This is a genomic window from Candidatus Methylobacter favarea (genome assembly GCF_902806695.1).
GTDB lineage: Bacteria > Pseudomonadota > Gammaproteobacteria > Methylococcales > Methylomonadaceae > Methylobacter_B > Methylobacter_B favarea.
In genome coordinates this window covers 1-16678 of record NZ_CADCXN010000050.1, presented here as the reverse complement: position 1 = coordinate 16678, position 16678 = coordinate 1, and the positions used below count along the sequence as shown (strand labels likewise).

Genomic DNA, 16678 nt, shown 5'->3' with positions numbered 1-16678 from the left:
GAAGATTAATAATGCGTAAAATTCTGTCGGGTTTTATTTTATTGATGGTTAGTCAGTCGGTCTGGTCTGCTGCAAAAATTGAACATTGGCAAACGCCACAGGGAAGCGGGGTTTTTTATGTACATACCGAAGATCTGCCTATGGTGGATATACAGATTGCTTTTGATGCCGGCAGTGCGCGCGATGAGCAACAGTACGGTATTTCTGCATTAACGTCGGCATTGCTGGATACCGGCGCTGGAAAGTGGAACGCCGATGAAATTGCCCAACGCTTTGAAAGCGTAGGGGCAAGATTCAGCACGGGTGTTTCCCATGATATGGCTACTCTATCGCTGCGAACCTTAACGGCTAAACCCTTGTTCGACAAAGCCCTTGAAACCATGCAGGTCATCTTGACCAAGCCAAACTTTAACGAGGCAGATTTTCAACGGGAAAAAAACAGAACCTTAGCGGCTATAAAACAAAGGGAAGAATCGCCGGCCGAGCTGGCAAGCATTGCTTTTTATAAAGCACTCTATGGCAATCATCCGTATGCCCATCCCGAGTCAGGCATGCAGGAAACTGTGGCAAGTTTTAAGGCGGATGACCTGCGCAATTTTTATAAGAAATATTATGTTGCCGCAAATGCTGTGGTAGTAATGGTCGGAAATCTGTCCAGAAAACAGGCTGAACAAGCGGCTACCCGTTTACTGGCAAGATTGCCTGTCAGTCAAAAAGCGGAGATATTGCCGGAAGTAGCCATGCCTTTAAAAGCCAGGCAGCAGCATATTGAGTTTCCGTCCACCCAAACCCATGTTCTGGTCGGGCTGCCTGGAACTTATCGTAAGGATCCTGATTATTTTAACCTGTATGTGGGTAATCATATACTGGGCGGCAGCGGACTGGTTTCCAAACTCTTTAAAGAAGTGCGGGAAAAACGGGGGCTGGCCTACAGCGCAAGCAGTGCATTCATACCGATGCTGCGCCCCGGCCCTTTCATAGTGAGTTTACAAACCCGCAATGATCAAACTCCGCAAGCCTTGCAGGTATTGAATCAGACCTTGGCCGATTTCGTAACGAACGGGCCGACGGAAGCAGAGCTTAACGCCGCAAAGAAAAATATTACCGGCGGTTTTGCAATGCGTTTTGATACCAACAAGGAATTAGCCGGCTATGTTGCGATGATTGGTTTTTATGATCTGCCATTGGACTACCTGGATAATTTCCAGAAAAAAATTGAGCAAGTAACGGCAGCTTCTATTACCGAGGCGTTTAAACATCGAGTTAATTTACAGTTACTGCAAACCATAACAGTGGGCAAAACAGAAAGGAAAAGTGAGAAATAGGCTCAGAATTATTGGCGGTCAATGGCGCAGCCGGCAAGTAAGCTTTGTCGATATACCTGGCTTAAGACCCACGCCCGCAAGAGTTCGGGAAACAGTGTTCAACTGGTTGCAAAACGACATTATCGGCAGCCGTTGCCTGGATTTATATGCAGGCAGCGGCGCTTTGGGATTTGAAGCAGCTTCCAGAGGCGCAAAGTCCGTCACGCTGGTGGAAAATAACGCCCAAGCCTGTCGAGCTTTAAAAAACAATGCAATCGTATTGGCTGCCGATCAAATAAACATTGTGCAAATGGATGTATTTCGCTATCTGGCTGGTGATGCCGAGCCTTATAACATCGTATTTTTGGATCCGCCTTTCGCCATGAATAGGGCCGTGCAAACTTGTCACTGGCTTGAAAATAAAGGATGGCTGCGTAAAGAAGGTTTGTGTTATGTTGAAGCGGAAAGCAGACTTGAGCTTGAAGGCCTGCCTGAAACCTGGCACCAACTTAAAAGTAAAACGGCAGGCGATGTTGGCTATCATCTGTTTAAACATGTTTAGACGCCGCTGAACATTTACTTCATATAAACAAAACATCGTCATGGCAAAAGTAAACACAGCCGGTTTAATCATGAGTTAATTTTTGTTATTTTATAATCGATAGCTAAATAGCTAATAAGGTTTCTCACAATTATTTCTCAAGTCTTAAAATCAATTGGCATGTCAAAATCAAAAAAATCCATTTTTTCGATCATCCTGCTACCGGAAATAATAGTATTAAGCGGGCTACTCGGCGGCTGTCAAAATCTGCCTGTATTTTTTTCCTCCGAACCTGAAAGTATTAATGCTACTGAGGTTCAGCCGCAAATCGAAACGGTTCCAACCCATCAATTTCAGCTGGCTGACGGTCAAAACATAGTAGGTGACCTTGCAGCCATCCATACGCGGACAAAGGATACCTTGCCGGATATTGCGCGGCACTTCGGGCTGGGTTATAACGATATCACGCTTGCCAACCCGGCTATTCCTCCCTGGACACCCGCATCGGACAGTCGGGTTCTTCTGCCCTTGCACTTTATTCTTCCGGATGCGCCCCATAAAGGAATTGTCCTCAATCTGGCAAATATGCGGCTTTTTTACTATACCCGGCAACAGCAGCCCCTGGAAGTATTCACTTATCCGGTCGGGATAGGCCGCCAAGGCTGGAATACACCTATGGGACTTACCCGCATTGCCAATAAAAAAGCAAATCCGAATTGGTATGTGCCCGATTCCATACACCGCGAGCATGCAGAAAAAGGTGCGGCATTGCCCAAAGTAGTAGCGGCCGGCCCTGATAATCCGTTAGGACGCTATGCCATGCCTCTGTCCATTCCGGGTTACTTGATCCACGGCACGAATAAACCCTATGGCATCGGCATGCAAATCAGTCATGGCTGCGTGCAGCTTTATCCGGAGGACATTGAAGAATTATTCAAAAAAGCCTCGATCGGGATGCAGGTGCGAATTGTTCATCAACCTTATCTTGCTGCTTGGGACAAGAACATGCTTTTCCTGGAAGCCCACGAACCGCTGCCAAAGTGGGCCAGGGACAAACACCGGTTTCAAAAGCAATTATTGAAGCATTTAAAGCAAATCAGCGCCAAAGCGAAGGCCTCTGTCGATTGGTCTAAAGTAAAACGCGTGCTCCAGCGCTCCGATGGAATTCCCACTCCCATACTCAAGCAAAGTCCGGACATAGCTGAAATATCCCAAAATGCCCTGCAGCTGGCGCATCCCCGGCAATTATATGAACAACCTGTTATTGAAGATTTAAAAGCCAATGATTGGAGTATGCTGGTTGCGACTTTCGATAATGAAACAAAAGCACAACAACTTGCTGCAATGCTCAATCATCAGGGACCGCCCATACCTGCCCGTAAAATACAAAAAGATGAGTCCTATCAGGTTATAGCAGGCCCTTATAAGAATAAAAAGGAAGCAAAAGCCGCAGCACAACGCATACGTCTGGACTTTGAAATAAATGTTAAGACCCTGAAGCCTCATTTAATTTCAAAGAATGAATAATAACTGCGCTTAGACTAGTTTTAGAGGCTTAAATAAATAAACTTCACATATTTGTGTTTTTTTACTCCTTATTATTGCTCAGAACTAAATTTAATAATAATCAATAAGTAATCTGCATTACCGGTCTTTTATGATTTTGCACAAGTATGGAGCATTAAAACCCTAAATCTTCTCTTCTATGGGGCAGAATCAGATTAATAAAAACAGTCTCTGTTTGATTTATTAATTGCTGACAGGAGCATCAGCGGTCTAATATCTTGATATTTCGGCCATTTGGCCTTTACCAAAAAAAATTGGCATAGTAGCTGCTTGTTAAATTGCAAACGCTAAAGTCAGCGTTATGGAGCTCTCGTGATGATGATGTTAAGGCCTGGCGCTTTATTCCTTATGGGTTTAAGGCGCTTTTTTTTGCTTTAGGATAATGAAATAGTCGACTCGCTTCTGCCAAATTAGCGGACGGCTCAACACGACTTGCGATGATAAGCCACTTGCTCCAAATACCCGATTAACTTGCTCAAGTTGAAAAAGCCACTAGGAAATATCTCGTCGGGAATGGAGCTCATGATAGGGCGAGGTCCAAAACCGACGCGGCGATTTGATCAAGCTTTTATGAATCTAAAAGCTAAATTAATAAAAAAACTAATCCCTTAATTCAATCCGATAGGCTTCAATCATGGCTTTATTTGTGCTTGGCATAAGGGATGCCAGATAGAGATAATTATCATAAATAACCGGCCTGGAAAGTGGACGGCCAGTCCCTTGCATTGCCGCTTTGGCAATCAAAGCGCCATCTTTTATGCGCACGCCGTAAATTGTGCCCTGCTTGCCGATATCCACGACCCAAACCGAGAGATCGCCCTGTTTACCCGGAGTTGCAATTACCGGGAGCGAAGGCTGGGTCCTGAAAGACTGCAATGATTCGGGATTGGCGGGGTCAGGAAACTGCCAGAAGCGTTTAAATTTTGGCAGACCGTTTTCAAGCACAATCTTTAAAGCGACCAAGCCCGCAGGATGAGTCTTATCCGGGCTAAATGTAGGGATTACCACGACAGGCACGCCGTCAATATAAGACAGCACAGGTTGCGTAACTATCATTCCGGCCCATCCCAGCTTGCAAGGATCAGCCGGAGCCCCGCATACCTCGACAATTTGCAAACGATCATGTTGAATTCCCAGATGGTCTGCATCAATCAAGTAAACACCGCCGTCCTTGCCGGCTTGAACAATAACCGAACGGCCATTGCTCATGTTGACTTTAACGGGAGCGCTACCGCCCAAATCATAATCCATCCAGGCCAGACACTCCCAGAAGGTTTTATTATCGCATTCCCTGTTAGCAGGCTTTATAGGCGCATTACCCGCCGCCAGACGCGGAATAAAAAGATTTTTGCAGGATTCCAGACATTTTACATCAGGATTGGCGGGATTAAAATTTGCGCATTTCAGGGCATCACAACCGGAATCAAATTCAAGACCCGGTTTAACTCGCATGACGGAATTGGCATAATCATGCCGGGCCGGATTAATTTGCCCATTACCGGTAGGCACAAATAATTCAAAATCATTTTTTGCCTCATAGATCTGTAAGCCTGGGGGCGTCCAGACACCGCCTCCGCAGATCATTTCCTGCGTCCCGTATGACATTGTCACCGGACATTCAGCTTCGGGCGTTGTTACCAGCACATTCCTTACAGCCTTTCCTGCTCCCTTTTTCTTCCAGGCTTCCATATCAATTTCAAAAATCCAGCCATGATAAGGTTGAGTGTCCCCTGAACTGCCAAAAGATACATACACATAACCCCACTGCGATTCCGGCTTGCTTGCATGCTTCACTGCCGAATGAGAAAAAGCTGTGGATGGATTGAACTTTACTGTTGAATGTCCGTTCGCTGCCGGTTTTTCCGCTGATAAAACCAGGGCAGGAAAAGTTTTGTCAATTTGCTTTTTTATCAGATCAATAACCACTAAACGATGACTGGTTCGTTCTCCTTTTTGGAGGCATTGATAAACGACAACCAGCTTATTTCCTATCAAAGCCGGGGTTGAAGCAAGATAAACTTCCTGTCCTGCGGGTGAAGGCAGCTGGTATTGCCAGTTTACCGTACCCGTTTTAGTATCCAGAGCTGCAATAACGCCATTGGAAGCTGGTACAATCAACAGCGGTTTACCCTGTGATCCAACAAGCAGGGGCGAGGCAACAATACTCTGATCAAAGGTAACGGAGTGATTGACTGGAGAAGGAAATATTCCCTCCAGTTTAAACAATTCCGGCTTGTTTAATCCGGCATGGTAGAGCGTATTGCAACTTATTAATGTAATGCCCGCTATAATAGCGAAAGCAGTAGAGATATAACGCACTGCGAATTTCATGGGTATTTGCTTTAAGATAAGGAATGACGAAGAGGAATATGCGTGCGGAATTTTAGATAAAAATAACAATAGCAATTATACTGTAGGAAAAAGAAGATCACTACTTACGGAGCTAGTTCCAGAAAAGGTTCGCGCCCTGTAACTATAAAACCTCGTTTTTTATATACATATTTTCTAAAAATCCGTCATCCCGGTCTGCATGGATAGTTTGAAGCTTGACCGCTCCTCGGGAGGGTATAAGAGGGTATAGGTGAATGAAAAGACGAGCCACAAAACACCATTTTATTGCTTTAACGCCTGAATCATGAGGATTTATTATGCCCTATACACAGGAAATTGTAGAAGAACTGAATATTCTGGTTCGTTATAACCTGACTACTACGCTGGAAGGCATCAAGGTTCATAAAACAGCTGAGCCCAGCATCATTGCAGCTACCCATCGTTTATATGATAAAGGCCTGCTATCACAAGCAGATGGCGGCTACCTGACTCATCTGGGCCGTAAAACAGCCGAACAGGCACAAGCGGTGCTGGACATACTCAAACCCGGTTAGATCGGTCGGCTTGGCTGATTTCAAAAACATTAATAGTTAAATATCCGGCTTACTCTATAAGCTATAATAATAACTCAACCCTACCGGATGAATCATTTTTGCCGTAATACTCATCATAATGTGTCAATTTACAGCAAATAACGTGCTACGACATTAGCTCTATTAATAACAGGGCTTACCGATAAAGCCGCTAAGCCCTGTTATTAAAAAGTTTTAGCCATCAGGCTTCAAATACAACCGTTTCCCTTAATTTTTTCATGGCATTCTGTTCGAGCTGCCTGATGCGCTCGGCAGATACGCTATAGCGCTCCGCCAGTTCATGTAAAGTAGCTTTTTCGTCCGCCAGCCAGCGGCTTGAAAGAATATCCAGGCTCCTTTCATCCAGTCCTGACAATGCTTCGGTCAATAAATTTTGTTCATGGCCTCGCCAATCGGCATTTTCAAGCAATTCAGCCGGATCAGCGCCATGCTGCTGAAGGTAATTAACCGGCGCCGCATAACTTTCTTCCGCCGATTCGTCAACAGGCATATCGAATGACATATCCCTGCTGTCCAGGCGCTTCTCCATTTCATAAACAGTACTAAGCTCAACATCAAGGTCTTTAGCAATGGCCACCGCTTCATCATTGGTTAACCAGCCTAAATTCTGCTTGGATTTACGCAGATTAAAAAACAGCTTCCGTTGCGCCTTTGTGGTGGCCACTTTCACAATACTCCAGTTTTTAATCACATACTCATGGATTTCGGCCCTAATCCAGTGCACCGCGAAAGAAACCAGGCGTACTCCCATATCAGGATCAAAGCGCTTTACGGCTTTCATCAGCCCTATATTACCTTCCTGAATAATATCCGGCATCGGCAAACCATAACCGCTGTAGCCTCTGGCGACATGGACTACGAAGCGCAGATTTGTCATGACCAGTTCACGGGCTGCGTCCAAATCGCCGTGATCTCTAAATCTTAACGTTAACTCGCGCTCCTGATCCCAAGTCAATTTAGGCATTTGCCGGACCACATTTAAATAGGTATCAAATGTGCCGACTGACAAATTAATGGGTAAAGCTAAGGCGCTGCTCATAATGTGACCTCTTTAAAATCTGTATAAATTCTAGCACTCCCCATCTCAGAGTGCTAATCATTTTTGAAGTTCAAGTTCAGGCTCGGGCCGGATCAACACTGCGTAGAGCTTAATTAACCAGCGGCCCCGTGTATTTAACCACCTTGTATTAACTTCAGCCTCTTTGCACATGACTTTCCTGTTCAATATCAGGTTTGGCTGTCAGTGATTTAAGTTGGCCTGCAATGCGTTAACTTTAGCTTGTGCTTCAGGTATAGCTCAAGCCCTCGCGCACACCCAAACATCAACCTTGCCAACCCCGGCATTTTTTAACACCGCAGCCAGTTCATGGACGGTTGAACCTGTAGTCATCACATCATCAAGGATGGCAATATGTTGCGCATAGAGGGGTTTGATTATGGAAAAAGCATTTTTAAGGTTCTTTCTGCGTTTTTTTGCCGATAATGCTGTTTGATGCGGGGTATTGCGATGTCTATGACATGAAACAAGGTCTAACGGAATCTGTAATTCCCTGGAAACAGTTCTGGCGATTTCAATGGCCTGATTGAATCCGCGTTGACGGTAGCGAGCTTTATGCAGCGGAACCGGCAAAATACAATCCGGTCTTTTAGCTCTTTTGTCCAGGCGCTCTGCCAATAACATTCCAAGCAAGCGCGCATTCTTGTAATCGGCGTTAAACTTTAATGAGGTAATCAAATACCTTATTGCTCCCTGATGAATAAACGGAGCAAAGGTTTCATCAAAAGCTGGGCGCAGACTCAGGCAGCGACCGCAAAGAATGGGAATGGCTGAAGGTATTTCAAGAACTTCAGCACATTGATAACAGCATTGATTATTTCCTGGCAAGTGCCGGTAACACGAATGACAGATATCGCGGGAATTGAATCCGGGGCTGCCGCATAATATGCAGGTAGGCGGAAGCAAGTAATTCTGTATAATATCGATCCAGTTGGATACCATTTTAATTCAAACAGGTTGACATGTGAGCTTTGATTGTCTTTCCTAGTAATACTGTAGCTGGAGATTAACAGAATGTCTGCAAACCCTGCAATTAGCCCTATTCAAATTTCGCCGTCAATTCGTCACAACTGGCAACTGGACGAAGTTCAAGACCTGTTTGCGTTGCCTTTTAGCGACTTGATCTATAAAGCGCAAAGCCTCCATAGAGAAAACTTCGATCCCAATGAAATTCAGGTGAGCAGTTTGTTGAGTATCAAAACCGGGTCGTGTTCCGAAGATTGCGGCTATTGTCCGCAAAGTGCGCGCTATGATGCCGGTGTTACATTTGAAGCACTAATGCCGGTTGATGCAGTTTTGAAAGCCGCCCAAAAAGCCAAAGATCAGGGAGCCTCGCGCTTTTGCATGGGCGCGGCCTGGCGCAGACCGAAAGACCGGGATATTGAGCGGGTAATAGAAATGGTTCAAGGTGTTAAAGCACTCGGCCTGGAAACGTGCGTCACCCTGGGAATGCTGACTGATCAGCAAACGCTCAGGCTAAAGGAAGGCGGTCTGGATTACTACAATCACAACCTGGATACCTCGGAAGAGTATTATTCCGAGGTCATCACTACGCGTACTTATCAGGATCGCCTGGAAACCTTGGCGCGCGTCAGGGATGCGGGGATTAATGTATGCTGCGGCGGCATCATTGGCATGGGTGAAAGCGATATGGATCGCTCCAGGCTTTTGATTGAGCTGGCCAATATGCCCCGGCATCCTGAAAGTGTGCCGGTCAATATGCTGGTGCAGGTTGAAGGAACACCCTTAATGGGGACGCCGGCGCTTGATCCCATTATCTTCATCAGAACCATAGCGGTTGCCAGAATCATGATGCCCAAGTCGCGGGTGCGGCTGTCTGCAGGCCGCAGCAAAATGAGCGATGAAATGCAGGCGTTGTGTTTTCTGGCAGGCGCCAATTCTATTTTTTACGGCGACAAGCTGTTAACCACCGATAATCCAGTGACCAATCATGACCTGGATTTATTTGATCGTTTAGGCGTGCATTCCGGCGGTTCAAGTTACGGGTAATGACTCCGGCGTTTGCACAGTTAGCGGACAATCTGGAAAATATTGCCCGGCAGAATCTGTATCGATCACGACGGGTAACCGAATCCCCTCAAGGCGTCAATCTGCAACTGGACGGCAGAAAACTACTGAATTTTTGCAGTAATGATTATTTGGGAATGGCCAATCACCCGGATGTGGTGAAAGCTTTTAAGACTGCCGCCAATCAATACGGGGTCGGCAGCGGTTCAGCGCATTTGATCTGCGGACATAGTTTTGCCCATCATGCTTTGGAAGAGGAACTGGCGGCATTCACCGGACGTGACCGTGCCTTGTTATTTTCCACCGGTTATATGGCTAATATGGGGGTTATCTCCTCATTATTGGGCCGCGCTGATACGGTGTTTGAAGATCGCTTAAACCATGCCTCTTTACTGGATGGCGGATTGTTGTCGGGAGCAAGATTCAAACGTTATGCGCATGCCGATATTGACCATCTCGGCACAAGTCTTCAAAAAGCAGCGGGCAATAAACTGATTGTCACTGATGGAATATTCAGTATGGATGGCGATTTTGCACCGCTGAAGGAATTATCGCTAGTCGCAAAAAACCATAATGCCTGGCTGATGGTTGACGATGCGCATGGACTGGGCATTATCGGCGCGCACGGCGGCGGGCTTCTGGAATATTATGGCCTTAAACAAGATGAGGTGGCAGTATTGATGGGAACTCTCGGTAAAGGCTTCGGAACGTTTGGCGCGTTCGTGGCCGGCTCCGAAGTACTGATCGAAACCCTGATCCAGAAAGCCCGTACTTATATTTATACGACCGCCTTACCGGCAGCAATAGCAGAAGCAACGCGGGCAAGCTTAAAACTGGTCATTGCGGAAAACTGGCGCCGGGACAAGCTTGAAAAACTGACTGCACGCTTCAGGTCCGGCGCGCAGCAACTCGGATTGCAAGTGATGGCGTCATCTTCGCCAATCCAGCCTATTGTCATCGGAGACAGTAAAAGAGCAGTGGAGATCAGTAATGGCTTGCTGAATGCCGGATTTTTGATAAGCGCAATTCGCCCGCCTACCGTGCCTCAAGGCAGTGCAAGGTTGCGCGTGACTTTTTCCGCCATGCATGAAGAGCAACAAATCGACCAGTTGCTGGATGCGTTGGCTAAATCAATGACATGCTGAAAATTTACCGGGAAACCTTCGGCAAAGGCAAGCCTATTGTCATGGTTCATGGCTGGGCAATGCACAGCGGCATCTGGCGGAGTTTTATCGGCCAGCTGGCACAGCATTATAAAGTAACCTGCATCGATTTGCCGGGGCATGGGCGAAGCGAAAAAATTGAGCCTTTTACCTTGGAGCAAATCAGCACAGCACTGGTTAATGTGGTTTCTGATGAGCCGATCTGCTGGCTAGGCTGGTCGCTGGGAGCTACTGTGGTGCTTGATATAGCCAACTGGTTCCCTGACCGCTGCAGATCCCTGATCCTGCTGACGGGCAATCCCTGTTTTACTCAAAAACAACAGTGGCCTGGCATGGATGACAAGTTACTGGATATCTTTGCAGATAATTTGAATAAAAACTGCAGAACTGCCCTTCTCCGTTTTTTGACCCTGCAGGTTAATAATTTGCCCGGTTATAAAGTCCTGTTGAAAGAGCTGGAAGCGGCAATAAATGAATGTGACATTCCTGACAGTCAAACTTTGCAGGATGGCCTGAAAATTCTAAAGCAATCTGACTTGAGGCCGGTTTTATCCAAAATAGCCATTCCTGTTGCCAGCATATTTGGCAATAAAGATATTTTGGTTCCTGTAGCTGTAGGTCAAAAAATGCAGCAACTATTGCCTGCAATGGAATTAAATATTATTGACAAGGCCGGGCATGTGCCGTTTTTATCTCATCAGCAGGAGGTGCTGTCCATTATCTCCCGCTTTATGGAGTAAAGAGTGAGCGCCGCTTTTAACCTGGATAAAAACAGGATTAAACACTCCTTTTCACTAGCCTCGGCAACTTATGACAAAGTTGCGGCATTACAACGCAGAGTTGGCAGCGACTTACTGGACTCTATCAACATTGCAAATCCCGCCGGTACAATCCTCGACTTAGGCTGTGGCACCGGCGTTTTAACGGGGGAATTGTTGAGAACTGTACCTCGCGCCAGCCTGCAGCAGATTATTGCGCTAGATATTGCCTGGCCTATGCTGCATACAAGCCGCAACAAGCTGATAAATCATAGCAATATTGGCTATGTATGTGCTGATGCAGAGTTATTGCCGATCATTGAAAAATCCGTAGATTTGGTATTCTCCAGTCTTGCCTTGCAATGGTGCAGAAATCTTGAAGCTGTTTTTGCCGATATTCAGCGAATCCTGAAATCCCGTAAACAGCTGGTTTTTTCGACATTTGGTCCGCAAACGCTAAAGGAATTAAAGGGAGCCTGGGCAGAAGTCGATGACTACAGTCATGTTAATGAATTTTACAGTGCTGCACAGCTGAAACACTTCCTGCAATTGGCAGGGTTTAAGGATATACGGATTAAAACTAAAACTTATATATCAAATTACTATTCGGTATGGGAATTAATGCGAGAGCTGAAACAGTTGGGGGCACACAACGCCCTCATCGGACGCAATAAAAAAATCACCACCCGGACACATATGCAAGGCATGATTACCGCTTATGAAAAACACAGATCGGGTGAGCTTATTCCGGCGACCTTTGAAGTCATTATAGCCACGGCGGAGGTGTAAACCGTCATGGGAAAAGGCTTCTTTATAACCGGCACCGATACCAACGCAGGCAAAACCTGGGCTACGGTTGCTTTAATGCGCTACTTTAAGGCCCAGGGAAAATCTGTCGCAGGTATGAAACCTGTCGCCTCCGGTTGTTCGTTCCAGGAAGGGAAGTTGAAAAATGAAGATGCATTGCTGATACAGGAGAATGCCTCATTAAGAATCAGCTATGATCTCATCAATTTTTATGCCTATGAGCTTGCAGCCTCGCCTCATATTGCGGGAACAAAAAATCCGGTTAATTTGAAAAAAGTTGTTGCAGCGTTTAATGCTCTGAAAGAATTAACGGAAATAGTCTTAGTCGAAGGCGCCGGCGGCTGGTATACCCCATTAAACGAGCGGGAAAGAATCAGCGATTTGGCAAAATTACTGGGTTTGCCAGTTATTATGGTTGTTGCTATCAGGCTAGGCTGCATCAATCATGCTATATTGACGCATGAAGCAATCCGTTATTCAGGCATAAAATACGCAGGCTGGATGGCCGCGTGCACTGATCCTAAGCTATTGAACCTAAAAGAAAATATTCAGACCTTACAAAGCTCTCTGGATGTGCCTTTAGTGGGCGTGCTGCCCTACATGAAAGTTGCCGATTTCAACTTTTTAGGGAAACAGTTACAGTTTCCTAAGCCTTATTAAGCCTACCTTGTGCCAAAATATTGATGATTAAATCCTCCGGATTGAATTATGCCGCAATCTCAACTATTACTATCCAGAAGATCTCACTCAGGAGTCTCAACATTCTATCCATAAAAACAGCTTGACAAACCAGAATATGATAATGACTCCCGGTAACTCCACTCATTATTTTTACCTTTTCCGGATTATTTGCCGTTTAGCTTACGGCACAAGGTTAATACATGCGCATTCGTAATATCTTGTCATCAAGATTTGTTTTATTTACTGCCGCATTATTGTCAGGATGCGCCACTTCCCGGCAAATTGCCATTGATCATCCAGCCATTCAAGCCAGCCCATTCCAGCCTCTGCCGGGTTTTCAAGTCATTGATGGCGATGATTATTATTTGCGACTGATTTCTGAGTTCGATTTTAAAGGGAACAGTGTATTAAAGAGCGGATGCACTAATATGACCCCGTCTTATGAGAAAAGCGAGTTATCCGCGGCCCTGATTTATAGCGTTCGTAACGATATCCTCAAATTTAACAGTGAAGCCCCCGGTTTTTTATATCAGGCCGGCGCAGGAAAATGCAACTTCAAATTCGATGCTAAGAAAGTTTACCTGACTCCGTGGATACGACTGAACTCGGGTAAACAAACCATGGTCGATTATAATTTTTACACCAATGCCAACAGTGATCTTGATGTAGCAGGATTGGTTGGCGATATAAATGCCGCAAGCAATCTACTGGCCCTCACGGGAGTAGGCATGGGCGTTGCCATCATGGGTCAGGTTGCCGGGCAATGGGTAAAAAACAACCAGCAAACAGCGACAGCTTCTGCTTCTGCTGCTCCTGCTGAGCCAGCCAAGCAGCCATCGGTTAAACATAGCTCGGAATCCCATTCACTGCCTGCGGCAGCTTCTTTCTCAGGCAAAACAGGAACCCTTAACCAGATCGTGTTTAAGGTATATGAAGTAGCCGAAGGCGGAGCCAACCTGTTTAGTTCAAATACCCAGCCGTTGGGTGAACTAAAAATTTATCCCGAAATTCTTCCGTCTTTATTGCTTAAGACCAATGCAGATGGCCTGCCCGATGCGCGTGACTTATCAATGGAAGAAATAGGCTATTCGCCAATAAAATCCGCTAGCGGAGAAATAAATCTGCAGCAGCTGATTGAACAAGCAAAACATCCGGCCAAGCCAAATTTAAAACCGGACTGGAATAACTACGAAGAAATGGAGAGTAATTGCCGAAAACTGAAAGTGCTTATGAAAGACCTGGGATTTAATAAGTTTGATCGCAATGCCGTTATTTATTACTTCCTGACCAAAAACAATGACTGGAAAAACTACAATATCTCTCCGCAGAAAGCGATGAGTGATGACATTCGCCCTAAAATAATGGCCGCTTATCGCAGTAAAGATTTTAGTCAGTGCCTTGCAAGTGATGATTATGCGGTAATGAAAGCGATGGGATTAGCCGTTAATACTCCTTCGGATTGGAATCAGATTAGCGAATCAGGCCAGAAAAAGGAGCAATTTTTTACTCCCCTTAAATCCATAGAGCGGCAGCTGATTTCCGTGCTGAAAAACCCCAATATCACCGAAATGGAACGCCAGCTCTATCCTTTGTTAATCACAGGAAAACGCGGTGATGGTACGGTGCTGCTGCAAAATCATTTGGGCGACTTCGGCCTGGAAACACTGTTGAAGCCGGCAATTGCTGCGTCAGCGCCTGCCGTCTCTGCTGCAACTACTGCTGTTGTTACCGGTACCGGTCCTTCAACACCTGCCTCTCCTGTTGCAATGATTCCCGGGGAAGGGATTATTGTGGATGCGCAGCAGTTGGCGCAAGTTTTTGCCGCTTTGTCTGTAAGTGAGCTGAGCTGCGCGCGTCCGGCTCCTGATCAGTTGGGAAAAGCTGCAAATAATGTAGGAATTTTGTTATTCACCCTGCAAGAAAACAGATCACGAGTTAAAGGCGGCGCGATGGAGTTTGAATTTTCCGGTGGAAAAATCAGCCGCATTTCTTTCCAGCTTCCTTCACACCGAGACTTTGAACAGGATGTACTGGATCATCCGGAGACCGGCGGCTGTCGAATTGATCCGTCTTTTTTGACGAAATTACACTAAAATGGATTATTTCTATCCTATCTTTCTCTTAAAAAGACACAGAAACCCTCTTATGAAGAGTAGTTTCTGGATAAGGAAATGCATATCTACTAATTTACCGGATAACTTAGGATACTGATTCGGCGGCAACGTCTTGCGTTACGATATTACAGATTTTTTGCCGTATTCGTTGAGAGAAAATAGCAATTTGCGGCACAGAATTACTTAAGTTCTCACTAACCGACGATTTTTTCGTGCTGCCCCATGGTCAAAGCGCAATCACTTACATGGAGGAGGAAGTAGGCTATTACGGGCTCGGCACGGTTATCGAATTTGCCCCGATACGAAAAGGTCTTTGGCGTCGGAGGTCTCTCGTGGCTTCCTCTAACCTATGACAACAATTATATAGTCACTTCCGACTACACCAACTGTTTGTACTAAGGCAGGAGATGAGAATGCCCATCTGTTTAACGAAACCTCGCTTACCAATCCTTGCCCACCAATTCGACCAGCCGGCGGCATTTTATCATCACGTTATCATCACGGTGCTTGTCTAGCAGCCCCATGCATTAAAAGAGGCTCCCATCAGTTTCAGTAAGGGCCGGATAGTCATGGCCAGTGCCCCGAATGGAAAGGATCTGCGACGTAGCAGCTTGCATGGGCGTCTCCAACTTCATCCTCAGCGATGGCGACAAATACCGGTATCTTGGCATTGCAGACAGAACAGCCCCTACAACTCTTTCTATGAAAGAGACTACATTGGTAAACACGAGCGCAGAGTTCTATCGGTCGGCATTCAAACTTTGCTGAACAAAAGTAAAGGCATCATCGATGACGATTTTCCTTCCTCTAACGATCTCATCCATCATTAGGGAAGGGATTATTCTCACTTAGTTGTAAATCAGCTCCTCAATAACTTTCCTGGAAATTATGTCGCCCCTGACATGACGTCGTGAACTTCACTGGCGTTGATCGTGCCGGTGAGTCTAATTCGGACATGGGGAAATATGCTATTTATCGAGACTGTTTCGTCGATCTGAACGATATGGGCCTGTTAGGAACCGGTTGTTCGGGTGGGGATAGAAAAAATACCTTGCAAAAATCAACCACGATGGTTCCTTGCAATACAATACCATTATCCGAGATGAGGTAACAGGAGGACTGGGTATCGCTCTCACCAGTCCACTGCGATCCGTTGACAATTGGCCGAAACGCGGGGCGACCGGTTTCCGGCAGACCTCACACTGCCATTTTTGAGAAGGATGGCTTGGTTCTCAAAGTACCCTATTCATATTAAAAATAATAACCTCTCCCACCTCCAGCGTTAAGAGATTTAATGTAGCAGTATTCTCACAAAACATACTGCCTTTTTTTCCTAATGCTAACAGGCAATTTAAAGATCAGTTCTAATAAGAAATAGTGAAAATGAACCACTACTATGTCCCAACTTTAATTATTTAATTAGGGGATGGGTTGTATCTTTCAAGGGCTTGGCCAATGTAAAATTTTACACCGAACCCGGCATTACCAGCGGTCACTGGCAAATAACAACCGAATCTCCGCGCCTACATCGATTTCATCATAATAAAGAAAACCATCTGGGGACTATGGCTACCGAAGAACTGGGGCAAGATGTTCAGGAAGAGCGAGCTGGTCAGGCGTCGCTGACTCAATAATCTTAGAACGTATTTTAAAAGCGCCAAAACCACATTAAAGGTTTGATAAGATCAAGGTATTTCAATCTTACCTGACTATCAAAGACGAGCCGCTAAAAAGC

General features: G+C 45.7%; 14 protein-coding genes. 11 read left to right on the top strand and 3 right to left on the bottom strand.

Going from position 1 to position 16678, the window contains the following annotated elements:
• The first annotated feature begins 11 nt into the window (after nt 1-11).
• From HUX64_RS06230 to HUX64_RS06220, 3 genes are all read left to right on the top strand, one after another.
• A complete protein-coding gene (locus tag HUX64_RS06230) occupies nt 12-1325 on the top strand; it encodes a M16 family metallopeptidase (protein WP_174625374.1) in 1314 nt (437 codons plus the stop codon).
• Nucleotides 1315-1866, top strand: a complete 552-nt coding sequence (rsmD, locus tag HUX64_RS06225) for a 16S rRNA (guanine(966)-N(2))-methyltransferase RsmD (RefSeq protein WP_174625373.1) — start codon at nt 1315-1317, stop codon at nt 1864-1866. The genes HUX64_RS06230 and rsmD overlap by 11 nt, the downstream gene beginning before the upstream one ends.
• A gap of 159 nt (nt 1867-2025) precedes the next feature.
• Nucleotides 2026-3372, top strand: a complete 1347-nt coding sequence (locus HUX64_RS06220) for a L,D-transpeptidase family protein (protein WP_174625372.1) — start codon at nt 2026-2028, stop codon at nt 3370-3372.
• A gap of 639 nt (nt 3373-4011) precedes the next feature.
• Here HUX64_RS06220 and HUX64_RS06215 read toward each other — a convergent pair.
• Nucleotides 4012-5742 carry a PQQ-binding-like beta-propeller repeat protein gene (locus tag HUX64_RS06215; RefSeq protein ID WP_174625371.1) on the bottom strand — a complete coding sequence of 577 codons (1731 nt, stop codon included), beginning with the start codon at nt 5740-5742 and terminating at the stop codon, nt 4012-4014.
• Between the two features lie 317 nt (nt 5743-6059).
• Here HUX64_RS06215 and HUX64_RS06210 point away from each other — a divergent pair, with 317 nt between their 5' ends.
• Nucleotides 6060-6296, top strand: a complete 237-nt coding sequence (locus HUX64_RS06210) for a TIGR02647 family protein (protein WP_174625370.1) — start codon at nt 6060-6062, stop codon at nt 6294-6296.
• Nucleotides 6297-6516: 220 nt separating this feature from the next.
• Here the strand turns inward: HUX64_RS06210 and rpoH are convergent, their stop codons facing one another.
• Both rpoH and HUX64_RS06200 read right to left on the bottom strand, forming a co-directional pair.
• Nucleotides 6517-7374, bottom strand: coding sequence for an RNA polymerase sigma factor RpoH (rpoH, locus tag HUX64_RS06205; RefSeq protein WP_174625369.1), 858 nt, complete (start codon nt 7372-7374; stop codon nt 6517-6519).
• 258 nt (nt 7375-7632) lie between these two features.
• Nucleotides 7633-8334 (bottom strand): ComF family protein, encoded by a 702-nt coding sequence (locus HUX64_RS06200; protein ID WP_174625368.1) that lies wholly within the window; start codon nt 8332-8334, stop codon nt 7633-7635.
• Between the two features lie 72 nt (nt 8335-8406).
• Between HUX64_RS06200 and bioB the strand changes: the two genes are divergently transcribed.
• The 7 genes from bioB to HUX64_RS06165 all read left to right on the top strand — a co-directional run bounded on the left by bioB (nt 8407) and on the right by HUX64_RS06165 (nt 16577).
• A complete protein-coding gene (gene bioB / locus HUX64_RS06195; protein WP_174625367.1) occupies nt 8407-9402 on the top strand; it encodes a biotin synthase BioB in 996 nt (331 codons plus the stop codon).
• A complete protein-coding gene (gene bioF, locus HUX64_RS06190; protein ID WP_174625366.1) occupies nt 9402-10565 on the top strand; it encodes an 8-amino-7-oxononanoate synthase in 1164 nt (387 codons plus the stop codon). The genes bioB and bioF overlap by 1 nt, the downstream gene beginning before the upstream one ends.
• Nucleotides 10559-11323, top strand: a complete 765-nt coding sequence (bioH, locus tag HUX64_RS06185; RefSeq protein WP_174625365.1) for a pimeloyl-ACP methyl ester esterase BioH — start codon at nt 10559-10561, stop codon at nt 11321-11323. The genes bioF and bioH overlap by 7 nt, the downstream gene beginning before the upstream one ends.
• Nucleotides 11324-11326: 3 nt before the next feature.
• Nucleotides 11327-12130, top strand: a complete 804-nt coding sequence (gene bioC, locus HUX64_RS06180) for a malonyl-ACP O-methyltransferase BioC (protein ID WP_174625364.1) — start codon at nt 11327-11329, stop codon at nt 12128-12130.
• A 6-nt stretch (nt 12131-12136) separates the two neighbouring features.
• On the top strand, nt 12137-12808 hold the full coding sequence (gene bioD / locus HUX64_RS06175; RefSeq protein ID WP_174625363.1) for a dethiobiotin synthase: 672 nt from the start codon (nt 12137-12139) through the stop codon (nt 12806-12808).
• Nucleotides 12809-13029: 221 nt separating this feature from the next.
• Nucleotides 13030-14922: a hypothetical protein gene (locus HUX64_RS06170; RefSeq protein ID WP_174625362.1), complete on the top strand. Its 1893-nt coding sequence runs from the start codon at nt 13030-13032 to the stop codon at nt 14920-14922.
• Nucleotides 14923-16391: 1469 nt separating this feature from the next.
• Complete coding sequence (locus HUX64_RS06165) at nt 16392-16577, top strand: hypothetical protein (RefSeq protein ID WP_174625361.1); 186 nt, start codon at nt 16392-16394, stop codon at nt 16575-16577.
• Nucleotides 16578-16678: the final 101 nt, after the last annotated feature.

Bases quoted from the DNA above. Each gene is read 5' to 3' on its own strand.
- HUX64_RS06200 (WP_174625368.1), bottom strand. From the start codon at position 8,334: ATGGTATCCAACTGGATCGATATTATACAGAATTACTTGCTTCCGCCT.
- bioB (WP_174625367.1), top strand. From the start codon at position 8,407: ATGTCTGCAAACCCTGCAATTAGCCCTATTCAAATTTCGCCGTCAATT.
- bioD (WP_174625363.1), top strand. From the start codon at position 12,137: ATGGGAAAAGGCTTCTTTATAACCGGCACCGATACCAACGCAGGCAAA.
- rpoH (WP_174625369.1), bottom strand. From the start codon at position 7,374: ATGAGCAGCGCCTTAGCTTTACCCATTAATTTGTCAGTCGGCACATTT.
- HUX64_RS06215 (WP_174625371.1), bottom strand. From the start codon at position 5,742: ATGAAATTCGCAGTGCGTTATATCTCTACTGCTTTCGCTATTATAGCG.
- bioH (WP_174625365.1), top strand. From the start codon at position 10,559: ATGCTGAAAATTTACCGGGAAACCTTCGGCAAAGGCAAGCCTATTGTC.
- HUX64_RS06220 (WP_174625372.1), top strand. From the start codon at position 2,026: ATGTCAAAATCAAAAAAATCCATTTTTTCGATCATCCTGCTACCGGAA.
- HUX64_RS06210 (WP_174625370.1), top strand. From the start codon at position 6,060: ATGCCCTATACACAGGAAATTGTAGAAGAACTGAATATTCTGGTTCGT.
- HUX64_RS06170 (WP_174625362.1), top strand. From the start codon at position 13,030: ATGCGCATTCGTAATATCTTGTCATCAAGATTTGTTTTATTTACTGCC.
- bioF (WP_174625366.1), top strand. From the start codon at position 9,402: ATGACTCCGGCGTTTGCACAGTTAGCGGACAATCTGGAAAATATTGCC.
- HUX64_RS06230 (WP_174625374.1), top strand. From the start codon at position 12: ATGCGTAAAATTCTGTCGGGTTTTATTTTATTGATGGTTAGTCAGTCG.